Origin of the sequence: Corynebacterium minutissimum (genome assembly GCF_016889765.1) — a bacterium.
Classification (GTDB): Bacteria; Actinomycetota; Actinomycetes; order Mycobacteriales; family Mycobacteriaceae; genus Corynebacterium; species Corynebacterium minutissimum_B.
Map to the genome: position 1 here is coordinate 1,304,978 of NZ_CP069533.1, position 18,577 is coordinate 1,323,554.

Sequence of the window (18,577 nt, forward strand, 5' to 3'; positions counted from 1 at the left end):
AAAAAGGATGTGTGTGATTCGTCGATGCCCGCCTGGCCACCGGTCTCCAACGAGGAGCAGAGATGGTGAATGACAAAACTCCTGTGGTGTCTCGCCGATCCTGTAAGTTGGAGTGAGCTTCCAAGAATTTATCCGTCAGGAATTTATCCATCAGCAACTAGAGGAGCGTCTCACCACCATGGACCAGTCCGTGTCATTTCGCGTTGCCAAAGATGACCTCGCCAACGCCGTCGCATGGGTCGCGCGCAGTCTGCCGTCAAAGGTCACGCAGCCGGTGCTGCGCGCCATGCTGATCACCGCGGATGACAATGGTTTGGAATTCACCGGCTTTGACTACGAGGTCTCCACGCGCGTGCGCATCGCCGGCATGGTGGATGAGCCGGGTCGCATTGCCGTCGCTGGCAAGCTGCTTTCTGACATCGTTGCGTCCTTGCCCAACAAGGAAGTGGAGATGACGCAGGAAGATTCCAAGGTTTTGCTCACCTGTGGTTCCTCGCGCTTCGAGCTGCCGCTCATCCCCCTTGATGATTACCCGCAGCTGCCGGTCCTGCCGGAGGTCACCGGCACCATTAACCCGCAGCTTTTCGTTGAAGCCATCAGCCAGGTCGTGGCCGCGGCGGGTAAGGATGACACGCTTCCCATGCTCACCGGCGTGCATATTGCGATTAATGGCTCCCACGTGGAGATGACCGCTACTGACCGCTTCCGCTTGGCCATGCGCACTTTCGAGTGGGAACCGGTCGCAGACAATGTTGAGGCCAAGCTTCTCGTTCCAGCCAAGACGCTCCAGGACACTGGCCGTTCCTTGGATACTCACCTCAACATCCCGGTGGAGATCGCCGTGGGTACCGGTGAGAACATTGCGGCTGAGGGCCTGTTTGGTCTGCATGCAGATAACCGTGAGACCACCACCCGCATGCTTGATGCCGACTTCCCCAACGTGGCACCGCTGCTGCCGAAGACCCACACGGCCATGGCCAGCATCGAGGTAGCTCCGCTGCAGGAAGCAATTCGCCGTGTCTCCCTACTGACGGACCGCAATGCCCAAATCCGCATGGAATTCAGCGAAGGCGAAGTCACACTTGCCGCCGGTGCTGATTCTGGCCGCGCGACGGAAACCCTTCCTTGTGCTTTCAACGGCCGCGATAGCTTCGTTATCGCCTTCAACCCGTCTTACCTCAAGGACGGCCTTGGCGTCGTCCACACGGATCGCGTTGTCTTCGGCTTTACTGAACCTTCCCGTCCGGCCATCATGATTCCGGAGCCAGAGGAGCTGCCGGAGGCCAACGAAGACGGCACGTTCCCCACCCCGGAGACGGACTTCACCTACCTGCTGATGCCGGTACGCCTGCCAGGCTAGGCCGTATGTACATCCGCGATCTCGATGTCAGGGACTTCCGCTCCTGGCCCGAGCTCACCCTCGGGCTAAAACCGGGGATTACCCTTTTCGTTGGCCGCAATGGCTTCGGCAAAACCAATATCGTCGAAGCCATCGGCTATACCGCGCACCTGTCCTCGCACCGCGTATCCCACGATGCCCCGCTCGTGCGCCAAGGAGCGAACAACGCCCGCATTTCCGCTACCGCTGTTAACCAGGGCCGCGAGCTTACCGCGCACTTGCTCATCAAACCGCATGCGGCGAACCAGGCGCAGATTAACCGCACACGTCTGAAGTCCCCACGCGAATTGCTCGGCGTGGTGAAAACCGTCTTGTTTTCCCCGGAGGACCTCTCGCTCGTGCGTGGCGAACCTGCAGCACGCCGCCAGTACCTCGATGACATTATTGCCTCGCGCACCCCACGCTTGGCCGGGGTCAAGGCAGATTATGACAAGGTATTAAAGCAACGCAATGCGTTGCTGAAGTCGGCATCAGCGAGTCTGCGCCGCGGTTACAACGACAGTGATGGCGCTTCGGCTCTGGCCACCCTCGACGCATGGGATACCCAGCTGGCCTCGCTCGGCGCGCAGGTGATCCAGGCACGCTTGGCGCTTGTCGACGATCTCCAGGACCTCATCCCTGCTGCCTACTCCGGCCTGGCCCCGGAATCGCGCCCAGCCAGCATCGAGTACAAGTCCACGGTGGATATCTCCGACCGTGAGGTTATCGAGGCCATGATGCTCACCGAGCTAGCAACTAAGCGCCAGCGCGAAATCGAGCGCGGCATCTCGCTCGTGGGCCCTCACCGCGACGACCTCGTGCTGAACTTGGGCACCAGCCCTGCGAAGGGCTTTGCCAGCCATGGTGAAACCTGGTCTTATGCCATTTCCCTGCGACTCGCAGAATTCAATCTGCTGCGACAGGACGGTACCGATCCGATCCTTATCCTCGATGACGTCTTTGCAGAGCTCGATGCCAAGCGCCGCGAGAAGCTCGTGCATCTTGCTGCCGAAGCCGAACAGGTACTCATCACCGCAGCTGTGGACGAGGATTTGCCTGGCAACTTGCAACCCATCGAGCGTTTTACCGTCACCGTGCGCGACACGGACGAGGGCAGAATTTCTGAAATTACACCTCATGCCGCTGCTGCTGATGATGAGGATGGTGATCAGCATGACTGAGCAGGACAGTGATCCAGTTGATCCAGTAAAGGCCCTGTTTGAACGCACTCGAAGTAATTCCAAGAATGCGCCGAAGCTGAACAAGCCCGCGCCCAAGATGAATCTGGCATCCACACCTATAGAGAACCAGCCCAAGCCATATCGCCGTGGACGTCCCAGTGGGCCGGATGGGCGCCGCCGGCGACGCAGCCTAGAGATTCCGAGCCTGGGCGCACAGATCCAGCGTGAAATTGGCAAACGCGGCTGGGAGCACGAACTGGCTCACGGCTGGGTGATGGGTAATTGGGAAAACCTCGTGGGCGAGCGCATTGCTGCTCACACACAACCGATCAACATCAAAGAACAAATCGTCTACGTAGCCTGCGATTCTTCGAGTTGGGCCACGGAGTTGCGCTACCTTCAGCGGCCCATCTTGCAGAAAATCACCGACCGCCTCGGCCCTGATGTTGTGGTGAAGCTACACATTCAAGGCCCCAAGCAGCATCGCAACTATGAAGGGCGCCAATGGGTCAAGCCGCAAGGCTCACAAGACACATATGGTTGATCCGGCTATCTGGACTGATCGCGAAATTCACGCAAATTTGGGCTTCTCACTGGCGTGCAGTGTCCCTGTGTAGGGGGACACAGTGTAGAATGGCTAAAGTCTTAGATTTAGCTCTAGCCAAAAGGAGAACACGAATCCGTGGCTGAACAACACGCATATGATGCGGGGTCAATTACGATTCTGGAAGGCCTCGAGGCCGTCCGCAAGCGCCCCGGCATGTACATCGGTTCCACCGGTACCCGTGGTCTGCACCACCTGATCTGGGAGATCGTTGACAACTCCGTCGATGAGGCCATGGCGGGCTACGCCGACAAGGTCGTTGTTACTCTCCGTGAGGATGGTGGTGTCGAGGTCATCGATAACGGCCGTGGTATCCCAGTGGAGATGCATGCCTCTGGCATTCCTACTGTCCAGGTCGTCATGACTCAGCTGCATGCGGGCGGTAAGTTCGACTCTGAGTCGTACGCCGTTTCCGGTGGTCTCCACGGTGTGGGTATTTCCGTCGTCAACGCTTTGTCCACCCGTGTTGAGGCAGACATTAAGCGCGATGGCAAGCACTGGTACCAGAACTTCACCAACGCCATCCCAGATGAGCTCGTTGAAGGTGAGAAAGCCCGTGGTACCGGTACCACAGTCCGCTTCTGGCCGGACCCAGAGATTTTTGAAACCGTCGAATTTAACTACGACACTATTGCGCGCCGCCTGCAGGAAATGGCCTTCCTGAACAAGGGCCTGACCATTGTTCTTCGTGATGAACGTGCTATCTCGAAGGAGCAAGCAGAGCTTGAAGAAATCGCCGAGGCTGGTGACGCAGCGGTTAGTCTTAGCTCCCTCGATGAGAAGGACGCTTCTGGGGAAGACGGCGAGAAGAAGACTTCCAAGAAAAAGAAGGAAGTCATCTACCACTACCCAAACGGCCTGCAGGACTACGTTGAGTTCCTCAACCGCAACAAGTCTGCCATTCATCCCACCATCGTTGGTTTTGACGTCAAGGGTGAGGACCACGAGGTTGAAATCGCACTGCAGTGGAACCAGGGCTACAAGGAATCCGTCCACACTTTCGCCAACACCATCAATACCCATGAAGGTGGTACGCACGAGGAAGGTTTCCGTGCGGCGCTGACGTCCCTGATGAACCGCTACGCCAAAGAGCACAAGCTCATCAAGGAAAAGGATGGCAACCTCTCTGGCGATGACTGCCGTGAAGGCCTTGCTGCGGTTATTTCCGTCAAGGTGGGCGATCCCCAGTTCGAGGGCCAGACCAAGACCAAACTCGGCAACTCTGAGATCAAGGGATTTGTCCAGCGTGCAGTTAATGAGCACCTCAATGACTGGTTCGATGCCAACCCGGCTGAGGCCAAGGTCATCATCAACAAGGCTGTCGCTTCCGCACACGCTCGTGTAGCGGCACGTAAGGCCCGTGAACTCGTTCGCCGCAAGTCTGCCGGTGACCTTGGTGGTCTGCCAGGCAAGCTAGCGGATTGCCGCTCCAAGGATTCAAAGCTCTCCGAGCTGTACATCGTGGAGGGTGACTCCGCAGGTGGTTCCGCTAAGGGTGGTCGTGACTCGATGTTCCAGGCCATCCTTCCGCTTCGCGGCAAGATCCTCAACGTGGAGAAGGCCCGCATGGATAAGGTGCTCAAGAATGCCGAAGTCCAGGCCATCATTACCGCTTTGGGTACTGGTATCCACGAAGAGTTCGATATTTCCAAGCTGCGCTACGACAAGATTGTGCTTATGGCCGATGCCGACGTTGACGGCCAGCACATCGCCACGCTGCTGTTGACGCTGCTCTTCCGCTTTATGCCGCAGCTGGTGGAGGACGGCCACGTCTACTTGGCTAACCCGCCTCTGTACAAGCTCAAGTGGGCTAAGGGCCAGCCGGGATACGCGTTCTCCGATGCCGAGCGCGACAAGCAGTTGGCTGAGGGCTTGGCTGAGAACCGCAAGATCAACAAGGATGACGGAATTCAGCGCTACAAGGGTCTCGGTGAGATGAATGCCTCCGAGCTGTGGGAGACCACGTTGGATCCGAACACCCGCATTCTGCGCCGTGTGGACCTTGAGGATGCCCAGCGTGCCGACGAACTCTTCTCCATCCTTATGGGCGATGACGTCGCAGCCCGCCGCTCCTTTATTACTCGCCGCGCAAAGGACGTGCGCTTCCTCGACGTTTAAACGGTCTTACACGTCTAAGACCGTTCAGACGTGAAGTAAAGAGCTGCACGTACTTTCCAGCAGTATAAGAAAAGACCAGCCCTCACAACGAGGAGCTGGTCTTTTTGTGTGTCTATGAATCCGAGGTGACGCTTCTTAAACGGTGGCCTAAACGGTACCCATGTGGCGCTGCAGCACACGGCCGATGGTCGGAACGTTTGGCTCCAAGATGGAGGAAGCCTTACCGCGTAGTGACTTGTAGGTACGGGCAATGCCTGGTGCTTTGATGTCCTCAGCGGACTTATCAGCAGTAGCCATAATGGCATCAGTAATTTCAGAGCTGCGACCATCAAGGTATGTGCCAAAGTCTGATTGCTCAGAACCTTCGAATTCCTTCCAGTAGGAATCAAGGCTGTTCAGAAGTTCTGGGAGCATCTGGTTGACTCCCTTGGATACAACTTTGGAATCTGCCTTCTTGGCGGCTGCTAATGCACCTTTGAAGGCCATGCCGGAAATTCCGGACAAAGAAGAAACGGCTTCATCGGCGGCCGTGGACAAGTCCGCCACCACGGCATTGCGGGTAGGGGACTGAAGAAGCTGGGTGAGGTTTGCCATATAGGTGAGCTTACTGTGCTGGGGCGCTAGAGCCTGCCTTGAGTGCGGCGAGCTGGTCAGCAATCTCCGGGAAACCATTAGTGCGGGCAAGACGCTCGAGGTCAAAGTCGAGGCCACCCTGGTTCAGACGGCTGTCCTCAGAAGAACCGGAAGAGCCAGCAAGGCCGACCTGTGCGGCAAACTCATCAACCTGAGCGCGCAGGGCTGGGACGTTGTCGACGACTAGCTTGAGCAGGGCCAAAGCACCGGCAATGGAGCCGCCGATGATAAAAGTCATGTCCAGGGGAGTGGAGCCCGTGAGTGAGGAGCCAGCCTCGCCCTGCTGGAAGTCAGGATTGACTTTGTTCTTCCAGTCGTCATTAGTGGTCTCAGCGCTCGCTGCTGGGGCAACAGCAGTAGCAAGGGTAGTGGCCACGACTCCGGCAGCGAGAAGCTTCTTCATGGACATAGGGAATTCCTTTCTAGAGAGGGAGTGGGACGATGAAGGACGCACCACTACCTAAACGCGCAATGGTTTAAGCATCTTTAACATGTTTAACTTACATAACTTCTGCCACAGAAAGGTAGACCTGCGCGCAAAAGCGCGCGAATTCTTCATTCTCTGCATTCAACGCAGGGAAAGCACGCAACACAGTTTCGAGAGCGGCCGCAGACTCTTGTCGAGTCCCGTGGACGGGAATGCCTTCTACTGATGCAGTACTTGCACCCGCCGCAGCGGCTAGTGCCGCGAAGGACACTATTCGTACGCGATATATGCGGCAGAATTCGCGGGCTATGAGAATTAAATGCTCAACACTCATAAGAGCCCACGAGTCCGGCGAATCTCTGCTTCAAGCTCAGAACGCCCGGGCAAAAGCCGACGGGCGGTGTCTTGGACAGCAGCATCAGAAAGTGTTCGGGAAGCCGCAGCCACCACAGCGCGGACCACTGCCTCGTGTTTCGATGTCCCTTGTGCGGAAGCCAACAGCGTGAGTGCATGATTTTGCTCGGGGGTGAGCCTGAGTGTCATTGCCATGCCTCACATGCTAGCAGTGTGATACCACAGTGATACCAACATCATGGCGTAGAAGGCCTCACAGCGCCCCAGACGGTACGATAAGGCGTTATGAGTGATAACAATGGCGATCTTTTTGATCGTATTCATCCGATTGACATCAATGAGGAGATGGAGTCGAGCTACATCGACTACGCCATGTCCGTTATTGTCGGCCGTGCTCTTCCTGAGGTTCGCGATGGCCTCAAGCCGGTGCACCGCCGCATTCTGTACGCAATGTTTGACTCCGGCTACCGTCCGGATCGCGGTTATGTGAAGTCTGCTCGTCCAGTCTCTGACACGATGGGTCAGTTCCACCCCCACGGTGACTCCGCTATTTACGACACCCTCGTGCGCTTGGCTCAGCCGTGGAACATGCGCTACCCGCTGGTAGACGGCCAAGGTAACTTCGGCTCCCGCGGTAATGACGGCCCGGCAGCTATGCGTTACACCGAGTGCCGCATGACCCCGCTGGCTATGGAGATGGTGCGCGATATTCGCGAAAACACCGTCGACTTCGCTCCGAACTACGATGGCAAGACTGAAGAGCCGGTCATCTTGCCTTCCCGTGTTCCTAATCTGCTGATGAACGGTTCCGGCGGTATCGCCGTTGGTATGGCCACCAACATCCCGCCGCACAACCTCAATGAGCTGGCGGATGCCATTTATTGGCTTCTGGATCACCCGGATGCCAGTGAGGAAGAGGCGCTTGAAGCGTGCATGACGTACGTCAAGGGCCCGGATTTCCCCACCGCTGGTCTGATTGTTGGTGACCAAGGTATTAAGGACGCCTACACCACGGGCCGCGGCTCCATCCGCATGCGTGGTGTGACCTCCATTGAGGAGGTGGGCAACCGCCAGACCATCGTTATCACCGAGCTGCCGTACCAGGTCAACCCGGACAACATGATCTCCAACATTGCGGAGTCCGTGGTCAACGGCAAGATTGCCGGCATTGCCAAGATTGAGGATGAATCCTCTGACCGTGTTGGTATGCGCATCGTTGTCACGCTGAAGCGTGATGCCGTGGCCCGCGTTGTCCTCAACAATCTGTATAAGCACTCCCAGCTGCAGACCTCCTTCGGCGCGAACATGCTCTCCATCGTCGATGGCGTGCCGCGCACGCTGCGTCTGGACCAGATGCTGAGCTACTACGTGGCTCACCAGATCGAGGTCATCGTTCGCCGTACTCAGTACCGCCTCGATGAGGCCGAAAAGCGCGCCCACATCCTGCGCGGTCTCGTCAAGGCACTCGACATGCTCGATGAGGTCATCGCGCTCATTCGCCGTTCCCCCACGGTGGAGGAGGCACGCGAGGGCTTGATGCAGCTACTCGACGTCGACGAGATCCAAGCCGATGCCATCCTGGCCATGCGTCTGCGCCGCCTGGCAGCCTTGGAGCGTCAGAAGATTATTGATGAGTTGGCGGAGATCGAGGAGACTATCGCGGACCTGAAGGACATTCTTGCACGTGAGGAACGTCAGCGTCAGATTGTCCACGATGAGCTTGAGGAGATCGTGGAGAATTACGGTGATGAGCGTCGCACCCAAATCGTCGCTGCCTCTGGCGACGTCACCGATGAGGACCTCATTGCTCGTGAGAACGTCGTCGTAACTATTACCGCTACCGGTTACGCCAAGCGCACCAAGGTAGACGCCTACAAGGCGCAGAAGCGCGGTGGAAAGGGCGTTCGCGGTGCTGAGCTCAAGCAGGACGATATTGTTAAGAACTTTTTCGTTTGCTCCACGCACGACTGGATCCTGTTCTTCACCAACTTTGGCCGTGTCTACCGCCTCAAGGCCTACGAGCTGCCGGAGGCAGGCCGTACCGCCCGCGGTCAGCACGTGGCCAACCTGCTGGAGTTCCAGCCGGAGGAGAAGATCGCACAGGTCATTCAGATTCAGTCCTACGAGGACGCTCCTTACCTGGTCCTGGCCACCGAGCAGGGCCGCGTGAAGAAGTCCCGTCTGACCGACTACGAGTCCGCACGTTCTGCTGGCCTCATCGCCATCAACCTCAACGAAGGCGACGCGCTGATCGGCGCACAGCTGGTTAACGAAGGCGATGACATCTTGCTCACTTCTGAGCAGGGGCAGGCAATCCGCTTCACCGCGGATGATGACCAGCTGCGTCCGATGGGCCGTGCTACCGCCGGTGTGAAGGGCATGCGCTTCCGCGGCGATGATCAATTGCTGTCTATGTCCGTGGTCAATGACGGCCAATTCTTGCTCGTCGCAACCTCTGGTGGCTACGGAAAGCGCACGGCGATTGAGGAATACACGCCGCAGGGTCGTGGCGGCCTGGGTGTCATGACCTTCAAGTACACCCCGAAGCGTGGCAAGCTCATTTCTGCCATTGCTGTGGACGAGGATGACGAAATCTTCGCCATCACGTCTGCCGGCGGCGTTGTCCGTACTGAGGTCAACCAGATTCGCCCGAGCTCCCGTGCCACGATGGGCGTTCGTCTGGTTAATCTGGCTGATGACGTTGAGTTGCTTGCTATCGACCGCAATGTTGAGGATGACGGCGAGGAAGATGCTCAGGCAGTAGCCAAGGGTGAGAAGTCCGTTGAGGATGTCAAGCCCGAGCACCTCAAGTTGGGCGAAGACACCAAGGACAACAAGGACAAGGCCGCTGACGATAAGACTGATGAGGAGTAAGTCATGATCGGACGAGAGCTGCACCTAGCGCGGATTTCACCGATGTCGGCTTTCCGCGTGGGGCTCGCCATGTCCCTCGTTGGCTTGGTCGCCTGGATTATCGCAGTGTGTCTGCTGTACCTCGGCCTCGACCAAGCAGGAATCTGGGATTCTCTCAACAGCCTTGTGGGCGGTGTTGGTGGAGGCTTTGAAGTCAGCTTCGGCCTTGTAGTCTCTGCGGCTGCTCTTTTCGGTGCCATTATTGCTGTACTCATGACGCTGCTGGCGCCGATCATGGCTGTTATATATAACGCCATTGTTGATGTCTTTGGCGGCTTCAAGGTGCGACTACAAGACGAGCCGCACCGTTAGCCAAAGGAATGGCGGTAATAGTGCTCTAAGACTACCTAGGAAATGTCGATTGACCTGGCGATTTGTAATAGATCGCCAGTCCTATGTAGAGTAACTACTCGTTCCGGTAAGGGCCTATAGCTCAGTCGGTTAGAGCGCATCGCTGATAACGATGAGGTCGCTGGTTCGATTCCAGCTAGGCCCACCACGGAACAATGGGGCATTAGCTCAATTGGTAGAGCATCTGCTTTGCAAGCAGAAGGTCAGGAGTTCGATTCTCCTATGCTCCACAGCATAAAAGTGAAGACGCCCAGCGATGGACGCTGGGCGTCTTTCGTGTTTCAACTCCGGGGCTGGACCCTGAATGTGGACCCGAGAGTTAACCGACGTGCCCGGTTGATCCGGCGCCGAGTGGAATCGATTTAGGTTGCCAGACTTGGCGCCTCGTTTCGGTGCCTATCGAATGACATAAATGTAATTATTACCCGTATAGGGGTAAAATCATTCACAGCATTCACAGAGGTTAGAAATAGTTACACCAGCCCCTCTCGTATAAAACACTGTCATCTACCTGCTGATTAGCCGGTGACGGCCAACAGAGGGTTGGAAAAACTTTGGAAACTTGTTGCGTTTGACTGGAAAGAGCGACAGAACTCCGATAATCTTTCAAACAGCGACAAAAGCTGCACTACTCGTTGAGAATGTGAAGATCATTCATCAAGAACGATTGCTAGCGTCGCCCTACACGACGGTTATCGTAAGATAATTTTCACAGTCCGACCTCAACTCTCATAGGGGAATTACATGTTCAAGAACCGTGTTCGCACCGCCGCTCTCGCAGGTGCCATCGCAGTAGCCACCGGTGTCTCCGGTGTTGCAGTCCCGGCTTTCGCTGAGGACACCACCGTCAACAGCATCCAGGGCCCAGAGTTCAACAAGCCTGACGCATCCAAGGCTCAGGATGTCGCTGCTGAGAACTTCACCGAGAAGCAGCTGCTCGATATGACCAACTCCACCGACAAGTTCATTCAGAGCTACAACCAGTACAAGGACCTGTACCCGAAGGTAGCCGCACTTGCTGGTGACGGTGTCGATATCTCTGAGGAGCAGGAGTACAAGGACTTCCAGCAGTTCGCTAACCTCACCACCGAGCAGCTCGCACAGGCTGAAAAGAACGTTCAGGCTGCACGTGCTTCCGTTGCTTACGCATTGGAGAAGGACAAGGCTGCTGACGCTGCTTGGAACAACTACGAAGAGAAGGCCTTCGACTACAATGTTACCGTGACCAACGTCACCGGCGTTAAGAACGGCGGCAACAACCCGCAGGGTAACAAGGGCTCCCAGTACGAGACCGACGAGTACAAGAAGGCTGGTCTCCTGAAGTCCGACATCGACGCTGCCAACAAGTTCCTCAATGACAAGGGCATTACGATCGAGAACGCCCCCGGCGACGACCTCGGTACCACGAACCTTTCGGCTCCGGCTCTCGAGGAAATCAACCCACTCGATTTCTGGAGCGCTCAGGAGACCCCGAAGAAGAACTTGAAGAAGTTCGAAGCAGCTATTGAGCAGTACAAGCTGCGCCTCGATTACGCTGGTCACCGCTCTGCTGACAAGACCCAGGACAACTACATCCCGCGCGAGTACGTTGGCCTCGTTGAGACCGTCATCGCCGATGCCGAAATGCTCTACGAGCAGCTGAAGGCTGACACCGCTGCTCTTAATGAGGCACGCGACGCTGCACGTGCGGCTTCCCGCGAGTCCCAGAAGTCTGACGTCCTGGTTCGCCAGGGCCTGCTTGACCGTGCTTGGGCACAGGTCTACGTCCTTCGCCCGATGGAGGCTCAGTTCGCTATCGGTGCTCGCGTCCTCGAGCTCTACGAGTCCGGCGAGAACGGCACCGTTGTCATCAACGATGAGCAGCTCACCCTGCGTCAGGCTTACGACCGCCTGATTCAGGAGGATGGCGGCGCCAAGACTGGTAACGACAAGGACGGCGAGATCGACGGCCCGAACTACGTCAACGAAGCTATCGCTGAGAACTACTACGCCTACGGTGAAGCAACCAAGAAGGCTTACGACCTGTACGCCGACTTCCCGGGTGACCTCCAGGGCATCGACGGCCGCGGCATCTGCGGCCCGCGTGAGTCCAAGGATGAGGATGCAATCGACCCTGCTAACCCTGGCAACCAGCTCGACAAGGAGGACCCGTTCAACACCCGTAAGAAGGATTGCTCCGAGCCGCTGGATAAGGTCTTCTTCGACGGTGCTTCCAACCGGAACGATGAGGCTAAGGAGTACGTAGCGATGAAGATCGCCGCTGCTAAGCGCCTCTTTGGTCCGAACAACTTCAACCTGGCTTGGGAAGAGGAGTACAAGAAGGTTCTGAACGCTGACAACGGTGTTCAGAAGGCTATCTCCGACGACGCTGCAGCTGCAAAGGACCGCGAGGACCAGGCCAAGCTGGCTCAGAAGAACGCCGACAACGCTGCCCGCATCGCCGATGCTCTGGAGAAGCAGATGAACGGTGGCGACGCTGACAAGGGCGGCGACAACAACAAGGGCGACAACAACAAGGACGGCAACAACAAGGACGGCAACAAGAAGGGCGACAAGAGCTCTGCTAAGGACAAGCTGTCCAACAACGGCAAGCCGACCCCGCTCGCTATCTTCGGCATCGTTGCTGGTGTTCTGGCTGCAGTTGCTGCTGCCTTCCCGGCAATCGCCAAGGCTCTGAACATCAAGCTCCCGTTCTAATTCCCGGTAGATGATGTCACCACTCCGCCCCTAACGGAGTAAGCCAGTAGATGAACCCCGCCATAAGGCGGGGTTCATTTCGTTTTCTTTAAGCAACCCAGTGGGTACATGAATAGGCTCCAACCAAACTGGTTGGAGCCTATTGCCTGTTTAGGTTCGTTATGGTGCTAGTGGCAATCGTGTATGTGTGCTTAAAGCCGCGTTACTGCCTAGCGAGTAAGATACTGCTTTCCCGCTTCCGGGTTTGGGATGAGGCGGTCGAGGCTGACTGGCTCGAGGCCCTTGGCGCGGAGGCCGTCGATGACGCAGTCGGTAGCTGCGACGGTGGTGGGGTGGATGTCATGCATGAGGATGATGGCGCCTGGTTGTGCGCCGTCGACGGCAGCACGGCAGACGTGGTCGGTGTTGAGGTCTTTCCAGTCGAGCGTGTCGACTGACCACAGTGCTTGGGCTTGACCATTGGCCTGTGCGGCTTTGTAGACGGTGTTGTTGGTTGCGCCATAGGGAGGGCGAAGCCAGCGTGGGCTTTCGCCGGTGGCTGCCTTAATGGCGGCAGCGCCTGCTTTGATCTCCCCGTCTACCTGGCCTGCCGGTAGTTTGTCCAGTTCGGGATGTGTGGCGGTGTGGTTGCCCACGGTATGGCCTTCGGCCTTCATGCGGCGCAGAAGCTCAGGATGCGCGTAGGCCTTGGGAGCGAGCACCATGAAGCTCGCATGCGCGTCCTTGGCCTTGAGGGTATCGAGCACTTGGGCCGTAAGTTCACCGGGACCGTCATCGTAGGTGACGGCAACGCAGTTAGAACACGTAGCATCCGCTACGGACTGGGAGTGCTGGTTGCTCTTGTGGTGCTTTTCCGCGCCGTGCTTGTTATCTTTGGCCGCTGGCTTCTTCTTGTCTTTCGATCCGGGTGCTTGGGGGCGTGAGGAGCCGGCAAAGATGGGGTTGTTCTGGAGCTCCTTGGGAAGGGCGTTGTAGGCGTCTTCCTCGATGCGGTCGAGTTCCTTCCGGACGTCGGCAGGCACTTGCAGTTGTGGTGCCGGGATTCCCGGTGCGGGGAGCTTGGGGAGCTCAGCTGCGGTAGCAACGCCGGGCAGTGCGGTGGAGACTGCGAGCGTGAGGGCAGCGAGCGAGTGTGTAAGGATTCTGGTTCGACGCATGACAACCTTCTACGGAGACAATTCGGCCCCTTATTTTCACTCGCATGTAGTGGTAAAAGGCCTAGTGACACGCAACTAGAGTGAAACAAGTTATGTTGTGTTGCGTGTGAGGTTTAGGCGAAGCGCTTGACCAGGACGATGTGACCGTCACGTTCGCTTACCGACTCAAAGCCCAGGTGTAGGTATAGGCGGTGGGCACGGTCATTGTCTTTGGCCACAGAGAGGGAGATGCCGGGAGTGTCCATGTCACGGGCGAGGTCCGTGGCGGCGTCGATAAGCACGGTGCCCACACCTTGGCCGCGGAAGCGGGATTCGACTGCGAGGGCAAGCTCGGGAATGCCCTCAGCCACGTGGCCAAAGCCGTGGCGTTCAGCAGTGCCCCAGTTGAGCCATACACCGCCAGCGGGCACGTGGCCTTCCCAGGCGATGTATCCACCGCGGGAAGGCTCCCAGCCCCCGAGGTAGTACTCAAAGCCCTCCTCAAAACCATCGGGGAGCGCTTTGTGCTCATCGCCGAACGTATCGGCAAGGAAGTTAAGGCGGGCGAGGTAGGTGCGGTCGGCTTCAGTCAAGGGGAGAAGATGCATAGTTCCTATGGTAGAGACCGAAAGTATGCTCGTTCGAGACGGTGGCAGAGCGAACTTTTCGTTATACGATAATCCCATGCCTGTAAAAGTTACTGATAAGCAATTGGATGTATGGGTCGCAGAAGCGGAGCATGGTTATGACCCGCAGGAGTTGAAAAAGCGAGGACGCGGACGTCCCGGAAGAGGTTCTGAGCCAGCCGAGGTCGTGGCCGTAAGGTTGACGCAGGAAGAGTTAACCACTCTTGACCGAGTTGCGGCGAAGGAGAAGATTAGCCGGTCTGAATTGATCCGACGGGCGATCAAGAAAACCGTCTTCGCTTAGGTGCGCGCCTATTCCCAATCTGGTTCTAGTTGCCGTGCTTTCACTTAGCTGCCGTGCTCCCACTGTGCATAAGCCTTGGCGTAGCGGCCGCTTAGTGCGATGAGCTCGGCGTGGGTGCCGTCTTCCACGATTTGGCCTTGTTCCATGACGATGATGCGATCGGCCTCACGGGCTTGGTCCAGGCGGTGGGCAACGACGAGTGCGGTGCGGCCTGTGGTGACAGCCTTGGCGGCGTGCTCGAGAACCTCAGCATGCTCGGAGCCGGCTTCGGAGGTGGCCTCGTCCATGATCAGGACTGGTGGCTGGCGCAGGATCATGCGGGCAAGGGAGAGCTGTTGTTCGGCTTCCGCGCCGATCTCCTCGTGACCGGCACCGATGAGGGTGTCGAGGCCTTGGGGGAGCCAGCGGGAGTGCTCGTCCAAACCTACGGTGTGGAGTGCCGCCCAGAGGTCTTCATCGCTGGCACCGGGCTTGGCCAACAGAAGGTCATTGCGCAGCGTGCCGGAGAAGAGGTGGACTTCCTGGGTAATGAGCGCGACGTGTTCGGTGATCCACGTGTTGGGGACAGTGGCAGTGTCGATGTCGTCGAGACTGATGCTTCCCTGGGTGGGGTATTGCAGTCCGGCGACGAGGGACGCCAGGGTGGATTTACCCGCACCGGAAGTACCCACCAGGGCGGTGGTGGTGCCGGCGGTGAGGGTAAGGGAGACGTCGCGAAGCACAGGCGCGCCACCCGGGTAGTTGTAGGAGAGGTTTTTAATGGTGATGGTGGGGGCGTGGGTCAGCCGAGGAGTGTCCTTGTGTTTCGCGTTCTTGCCCTTCTGTTTCGCGCCGGTGCTGGCGGCGTCCTCGAGGGTGGCCAGGGCGACGGCGCGGCCGAGGGAGGTCACGGAATGCTGGATCTCGCCGGCGAAGAAGAGGATGTTGAAGACGTGGACTTCTAGGCGCATGACGAGCAGGACCGCGGCAGTAGCTTGGCCTTGGGTAAGCCAGCCGGCCATGACCATGGGCACGGACATGGCTACTGAGCCCAGCAGCAGCACGCCGAAGGCGAGGGCGCCTTGGCCCACGATGCGGTTGATGAGCGGGACCTTATTACCCCAGGCCTGCACGGTGTCCCAGGAGTAGCGCTCCATGCGGGTATGCGCCCAGTCCTTAAGCGTGAACTGGCGGAGGGTTTCCAGTGCGCGGATGGTATCCAGCAGCACGTTGTTGCGGTACGCCTCCACGGAGGAGACTTCGTTGGCCACGGCGGGGATGTCCCGCATGGTGCCGCGGATGAAGGGGTAGAGCAGGCAGCCCACCGCGATGAAGAGCAGGGCATAGGCAGGGTGGATGAACACCATCATGACCGCAGTTAGCGGCAGCATAAAGAGGGTGAGCACGAGGCGGTCACCCATCATGGAGATGGTCATCACCACGGTATCGATGTCCTTGGACAGGCGCGTGATGACGTTGCCGGTGCCCAGTTCCATGACGGCGGGCACGGGAGCGCCGAGGGTGGAATCCAGCGCTGAGGTGCGTAGATCCACCGAGAGTCGGCGGGTGGTGGAGGTGACCAGGTAGCGGCCCACGGTGCGGCCGGTGACCTCCACGAGGTAGCCCACGGCAATGATGATGAGCGCGCCCACCATGGCGTGGCGCCCCGTGCCGAGGACGGGGAGTTCCACACCCTGGGTAATGTCGACGACACGGCCGAGGACCTGGGAGACCAGGTTCATCATGATGACCGTCACGGTAAACAGCGCAAAGAACAGTGCAATGCCGAGCTTGCTGGGCGCGTTGGGCAGGGTCTTGAGGAAGCGCAGGCATTCCTGCGGGGAGGCGGGGGCGAGGGCGTCGGCGCGATCTACGGTGGCGTTCTGGTGTGCGGTGCTCATAGTTCCACCACCTCATCGGCGTTGGCGGCCCACGTGGAGGCAGAGGTGATGACCACGGTTACCTTGCCAGTGCGCAGGTCACGTACGCGCTTGGCCACATCCGCCAGGGTCAACGAATCCAGTCCCGTCGTGGGGTTATCGAGCACGAGGACATCGGGATCGAGCGCGAGTGCGCGGGCAAGCGCGACGCGTTGGCGCTGGCCACCAGAAAGGTTGAGTCCGGCCTCACCGATGGGAGCGGAGGGTAGCTCACCGTTGGGGCCGAAGCCACCGAGACGGGTAACGATGTCCTCGCAGGCGGAGGCGTGGAGAGCGTCGTGAAGCTGCGCGATGCTAGCGCTGCGGAGAGGATCGACGTTGTCCTGCAGGGTGCCCTCTAGCACGGAGATGCGGTGCGGCGGGCACAAGGCGCCGTGGTCGTTGAGGTAGCGCACCCAGGAGTCCACGGTGTCGCGACCTTCAGTGGTGGTGGGCATCCACACGTGGAGACCGGAGGAGAGCTCGATGGGCGTGCTGGTGGTGTCGACGGTGTTGGCGGAGAGGTCACCGAGTAGTTCGCCGACGCGCTCCACGGAGGCCTGTGCCCTGGCCCAGTTCTCAGTAAGTAGGCCTAGGGAGACTCCTAATACGGTCAGTGCCGGCGGCACGAGCATGGTAATCGCCATCATGCCGCCGGGGGCGATGCGACCCTCAAAGGTTTCCCACGAGGTCCATGCGAGAATACCCACGGCGAAGGCGGCGGGAACCATCTGACGAATCCATGCCATGAGGGATGCACGCTTCGCCTCTTTCAGCATGGCGGTCAGCGCGTCCTGGGCGGCATCGGAAAAGCGCTGGCGGGCAATGTCCTTGGCGCCCAAGCCTTTAATGACGCGGGAGCCTTGCGCAAAATCCGTGGCGAGAGAAAGCGCGGTGTTTTCCAGCTGGCGGCGGCGCGCAGCTACCTTAGTCAGTGGCTTTGCCGTGGCCCATGACGTCACCGCTGTGGCGAGTGCGCCGAGGAGGAGCGCGCCGGAGACCTGCCAGGAAATCGGGGCGAGGCTAACCATTGCGCCTAAGAGGTAGCCCACCATGACCAGTGGGAAGTTGAGGATTTGCTTGAGCTGGCCGATGTAGTGCGAATCCTCATCCATCGTGTTGAGCAGCCGGCCCGGATTGATTCCAGCGGTGGAAGCGTCCAACAACTTATCCAGCAGATTAAGGCGCAGCGTGTGGGTAGTGCGTGCCTGGCTCAGATCCGTAAACGCATCCGCCGTGGCCTCACAGATGTAGGCGATGTAGAGGATGACCGCCGTGGCCGCAAGCGGCAGGGCTACGGTGCGCCAGGAGGGATCAGAGAAGGCATACTGCGTGGTCTGGCCGATGATAACGGAGACCAAGGCACCGAGCGGAGCGTTGATAAAGGTGGCAATGAAGATGCCGATAACGCCGGTGCGCTGGGCACCGAGCAGCCGCCACGTGGCTTGAGCAGAGCGGGAGAAGTCGGTGGTGGCGGTGAGAGAAACCTCCCCCGTGGGAGGTTCATCGGGGAGGTACCACGACCACGTCTTCATGCGTGGATAGTGAGTCATAAAGACTCATACTATAACCCCGCGGCGATATATGGTGACTTAGATAACAGTGCTAGGCGAGGTGGTAGTTATCCACGTCGTAGCCGTTGAACTCGCGCTCCACGCCGTAGTCGTCAACAGAGTTGAATTGGGTGCCATTCTCAATGGCAAAGCGCAGGTTATCTACGCGGGAGGAGGGGTCACCCGCGACGGCACCTGCGGGGAAGTAAAAGGTGTCGCCACCTTTGAGCTTGACGATGAGTGATTCGAAGCTCATGTCCTAATCTCCTTGGGGGTGCTGCTACCACTACAAACTCCAGCGCGACAACAACGCGCGGGCACCGATCGTCGGCCGATCGATGGAAGTCATCGATCGATTCAAGCAGGTCGCGCGCGCGGGAGCAAAGCAGTGAGATCAAGACAAC

The 18,577-nt window shown here is 58.4% G+C and carries 16 protein-coding genes and 2 tRNA genes; 10 read left to right on the forward strand and 8 right to left on the reverse strand.

The features are described 5' to 3' along the window. The first annotated feature begins 178 nt into the window (after window positions 1-178). The 4 genes from dnaN (at window position 179) to gyrB (ending at window position 5,281) form a co-directional block, all read left to right on the forward strand. Window positions 179-1,360 carry a DNA polymerase III subunit beta gene (gene dnaN, locus I6J26_RS05980; RefSeq protein ID WP_070669473.1) on the forward strand — a complete coding sequence of 394 codons (1,182 nt, stop codon included), beginning with the start codon at window positions 179-181 and terminating at the stop codon, window positions 1,358-1,360. 5 nt (window positions 1,361-1,365) lie between these two features. After that, entirely contained in the window at window positions 1,366-2,559 is a 1,194-nt protein-coding gene (recF, locus tag I6J26_RS05985; protein ID WP_115020871.1) for a DNA replication/repair protein RecF, read from the forward strand. Then, window positions 2,552-3,103, forward strand: a complete 552-nt coding sequence (locus I6J26_RS05990; protein WP_115020872.1) for a DciA family protein — start codon at window positions 2,552-2,554, stop codon at window positions 3,101-3,103. Before recF ends, I6J26_RS05990 begins: the two co-directional genes overlap by 8 nt. 138 nt (window positions 3,104-3,241) lie before the next feature. Beyond that, window positions 3,242-5,281, forward strand: coding sequence for a DNA topoisomerase (ATP-hydrolyzing) subunit B (gyrB, locus tag I6J26_RS05995; RefSeq protein ID WP_115020873.1), 2,040 nt, complete (start codon window positions 3,242-3,244; stop codon window positions 5,279-5,281). A gap of 147 nt (window positions 5,282-5,428) precedes the next feature. Here gyrB and I6J26_RS06000 read toward each other — a convergent pair whose 3' ends face one another. The 3 genes from I6J26_RS06000 to I6J26_RS06010 form a co-directional block, all read right to left on the reverse strand. After that, complete coding sequence (locus tag I6J26_RS06000) at window positions 5,429-5,875, reverse strand: DUF6918 family protein (RefSeq protein ID WP_115020875.1); 447 nt, start codon at window positions 5,873-5,875, stop codon at window positions 5,429-5,431. Window positions 5,876-5,885: 10 nt separating this feature from the next. Then, complete coding sequence (locus tag I6J26_RS06005) at window positions 5,886-6,323, reverse strand: hypothetical protein (protein WP_115020877.1); 438 nt, start codon at window positions 6,321-6,323, stop codon at window positions 5,886-5,888. A 348-nt stretch (window positions 6,324-6,671) separates the two neighbouring features. Continuing rightward, window positions 6,672-6,890, reverse strand: coding sequence for a CopG family transcriptional regulator (locus I6J26_RS06010; RefSeq protein WP_115020881.1), 219 nt, complete (start codon window positions 6,888-6,890; stop codon window positions 6,672-6,674). A 90-nt stretch (window positions 6,891-6,980) separates the two neighbouring features. On the opposite strand from I6J26_RS06010, the gene gyrA reads away from it, so the two are divergent. From gyrA to I6J26_RS06035, 5 genes are all read left to right on the forward strand, one after another. Beyond that, window positions 6,981-9,569: a DNA gyrase subunit A gene (gene gyrA / locus I6J26_RS06015; protein ID WP_115020883.1), complete on the forward strand. Its 2,589-nt coding sequence runs from the start codon at window positions 6,981-6,983 to the stop codon at window positions 9,567-9,569. A 3-nt stretch (window positions 9,570-9,572) separates the two neighbouring features. Then, the gene (locus I6J26_RS06020; protein ID WP_039672956.1) at window positions 9,573-9,920 is read left to right on the forward strand and encodes a DUF3566 domain-containing protein; all 348 of its coding nucleotides are present in this window, start codon (window positions 9,573-9,575) and stop codon (window positions 9,918-9,920) included. A gap of 110 nt (window positions 9,921-10,030) precedes the next feature. After that, a tRNA-Ile gene (locus I6J26_RS06025) sits at window positions 10,031-10,107 on the forward strand. A 9-nt stretch (window positions 10,108-10,116) separates the two neighbouring features. Continuing rightward, window positions 10,117-10,189 (forward strand) — tRNA-Ala (locus tag I6J26_RS06030). Window positions 10,190-10,703: 514 nt separating this feature from the next. After that, a complete protein-coding gene (locus I6J26_RS06035; protein ID WP_115020885.1) occupies window positions 10,704-12,656 on the forward strand; it encodes a hypothetical protein in 1,953 nt (650 codons plus the stop codon). Between the two features lie 209 nt (window positions 12,657-12,865). Here the strand turns inward: I6J26_RS06035 and I6J26_RS06040 are convergent, their stop codons facing one another. Together I6J26_RS06040 and I6J26_RS06045 are read right to left on the reverse strand one after the other, a co-directional pair. Beyond that, window positions 12,866-13,813 (reverse strand): polysaccharide deacetylase family protein, encoded by a 948-nt coding sequence (locus tag I6J26_RS06040; protein WP_115020887.1) that lies wholly within the window; start codon window positions 13,811-13,813, stop codon window positions 12,866-12,868. Between the two features lie 113 nt (window positions 13,814-13,926). Then, a complete protein-coding gene (locus tag I6J26_RS06045) occupies window positions 13,927-14,400 on the reverse strand; it encodes a GNAT family N-acetyltransferase (protein ID WP_181815318.1) in 474 nt (157 codons plus the stop codon). A 76-nt stretch (window positions 14,401-14,476) separates the two neighbouring features. Here I6J26_RS06045 and I6J26_RS06050 point away from each other — a divergent pair, with 76 nt between their 5' ends. Then, window positions 14,477-14,722 carry a ribbon-helix-helix protein, CopG family gene (locus I6J26_RS06050; RefSeq protein WP_115020889.1) on the forward strand — a complete coding sequence of 82 codons (246 nt, stop codon included), beginning with the start codon at window positions 14,477-14,479 and terminating at the stop codon, window positions 14,720-14,722. 44 nt (window positions 14,723-14,766) lie between these two features. Here the strand turns inward: I6J26_RS06050 and I6J26_RS06055 are convergent, their stop codons facing one another. The 3 genes from I6J26_RS06055 to I6J26_RS06065 are packed head-to-tail and all read right to left on the reverse strand — an operon-like array spanning window position 14,767 to window position 18,429. Further along, the gene (locus I6J26_RS06055) at window positions 14,767-16,602 is read right to left on the reverse strand and encodes an ABC transporter ATP-binding protein (RefSeq protein WP_115020891.1); all 1,836 of its coding nucleotides are present in this window, start codon (window positions 16,600-16,602) and stop codon (window positions 14,767-14,769) included. Then, window positions 16,599-18,173 carry an ABC transporter transmembrane domain-containing protein gene (locus I6J26_RS06060; RefSeq protein ID WP_115020893.1) on the reverse strand — a complete coding sequence of 525 codons (1,575 nt, stop codon included), beginning with the start codon at window positions 18,171-18,173 and terminating at the stop codon, window positions 16,599-16,601. Before I6J26_RS06060 ends, I6J26_RS06055 begins: the two co-directional genes overlap by 4 nt. A 52-nt stretch (window positions 18,174-18,225) precedes the next feature. Next, a complete protein-coding gene (locus I6J26_RS06065; RefSeq protein ID WP_115020895.1) occupies window positions 18,226-18,429 on the reverse strand; it encodes a hypothetical protein in 204 nt (67 codons plus the stop codon). Window positions 18,430-18,577 lie beyond the last annotated feature (148 nt).

Bases quoted from the DNA above. Each gene is read 5' to 3' on its own strand.
- dnaN (WP_070669473.1), top strand. From the start codon at position 179: ATGGACCAGTCCGTGTCATTTCGCGTTGCCAAAGATGACCTCGCCAAC.
- recF (WP_115020871.1), top strand. From the start codon at position 1,366: ATGTACATCCGCGATCTCGATGTCAGGGACTTCCGCTCCTGGCCCGAG.
- I6J26_RS05990 (WP_115020872.1), top strand. From the start codon at position 2,552: ATGACTGAGCAGGACAGTGATCCAGTTGATCCAGTAAAGGCCCTGTTT.
- I6J26_RS06000 (WP_115020875.1), bottom strand. From the start codon at position 5,875: ATGGCAAACCTCACCCAGCTTCTTCAGTCCCCTACCCGCAATGCCGTG.
- I6J26_RS06005 (WP_115020877.1), bottom strand. From the start codon at position 6,323: ATGTCCATGAAGAAGCTTCTCGCTGCCGGAGTCGTGGCCACTACCCTT.
- I6J26_RS06010 (WP_115020881.1), bottom strand. From the start codon at position 6,890: ATGGCAATGACACTCAGGCTCACCCCCGAGCAAAATCATGCACTCACG.
- gyrA (WP_115020883.1), top strand. From the start codon at position 6,981: ATGAGTGATAACAATGGCGATCTTTTTGATCGTATTCATCCGATTGAC.
- I6J26_RS06020 (WP_039672956.1), top strand. From the start codon at position 9,573: ATGATCGGACGAGAGCTGCACCTAGCGCGGATTTCACCGATGTCGGCT.
- I6J26_RS06035 (WP_115020885.1), top strand. From the start codon at position 10,704: ATGTTCAAGAACCGTGTTCGCACCGCCGCTCTCGCAGGTGCCATCGCA.
- I6J26_RS06040 (WP_115020887.1), bottom strand. From the start codon at position 13,813: ATGCGTCGAACCAGAATCCTTACACACTCGCTCGCTGCCCTCACGCTC.
- I6J26_RS06045 (WP_181815318.1), bottom strand. From the start codon at position 14,400: ATGCATCTTCTCCCCTTGACTGAAGCCGACCGCACCTACCTCGCCCGC.
- I6J26_RS06050 (WP_115020889.1), top strand. From the start codon at position 14,477: ATGCCTGTAAAAGTTACTGATAAGCAATTGGATGTATGGGTCGCAGAA.
- I6J26_RS06055 (WP_115020891.1), bottom strand. From the start codon at position 16,602: ATGAGCACCGCACACCAGAACGCCACCGTAGATCGCGCCGACGCCCTC.
- I6J26_RS06060 (WP_115020893.1), bottom strand. From the start codon at position 18,173: ATGACTCACTATCCACGCATGAAGACGTGGTCGTGGTACCTCCCCGAT.
- I6J26_RS06065 (WP_115020895.1), bottom strand. From the start codon at position 18,429: ATGAGCTTCGAATCACTCATCGTCAAGCTCAAAGGTGGCGACACCTTT.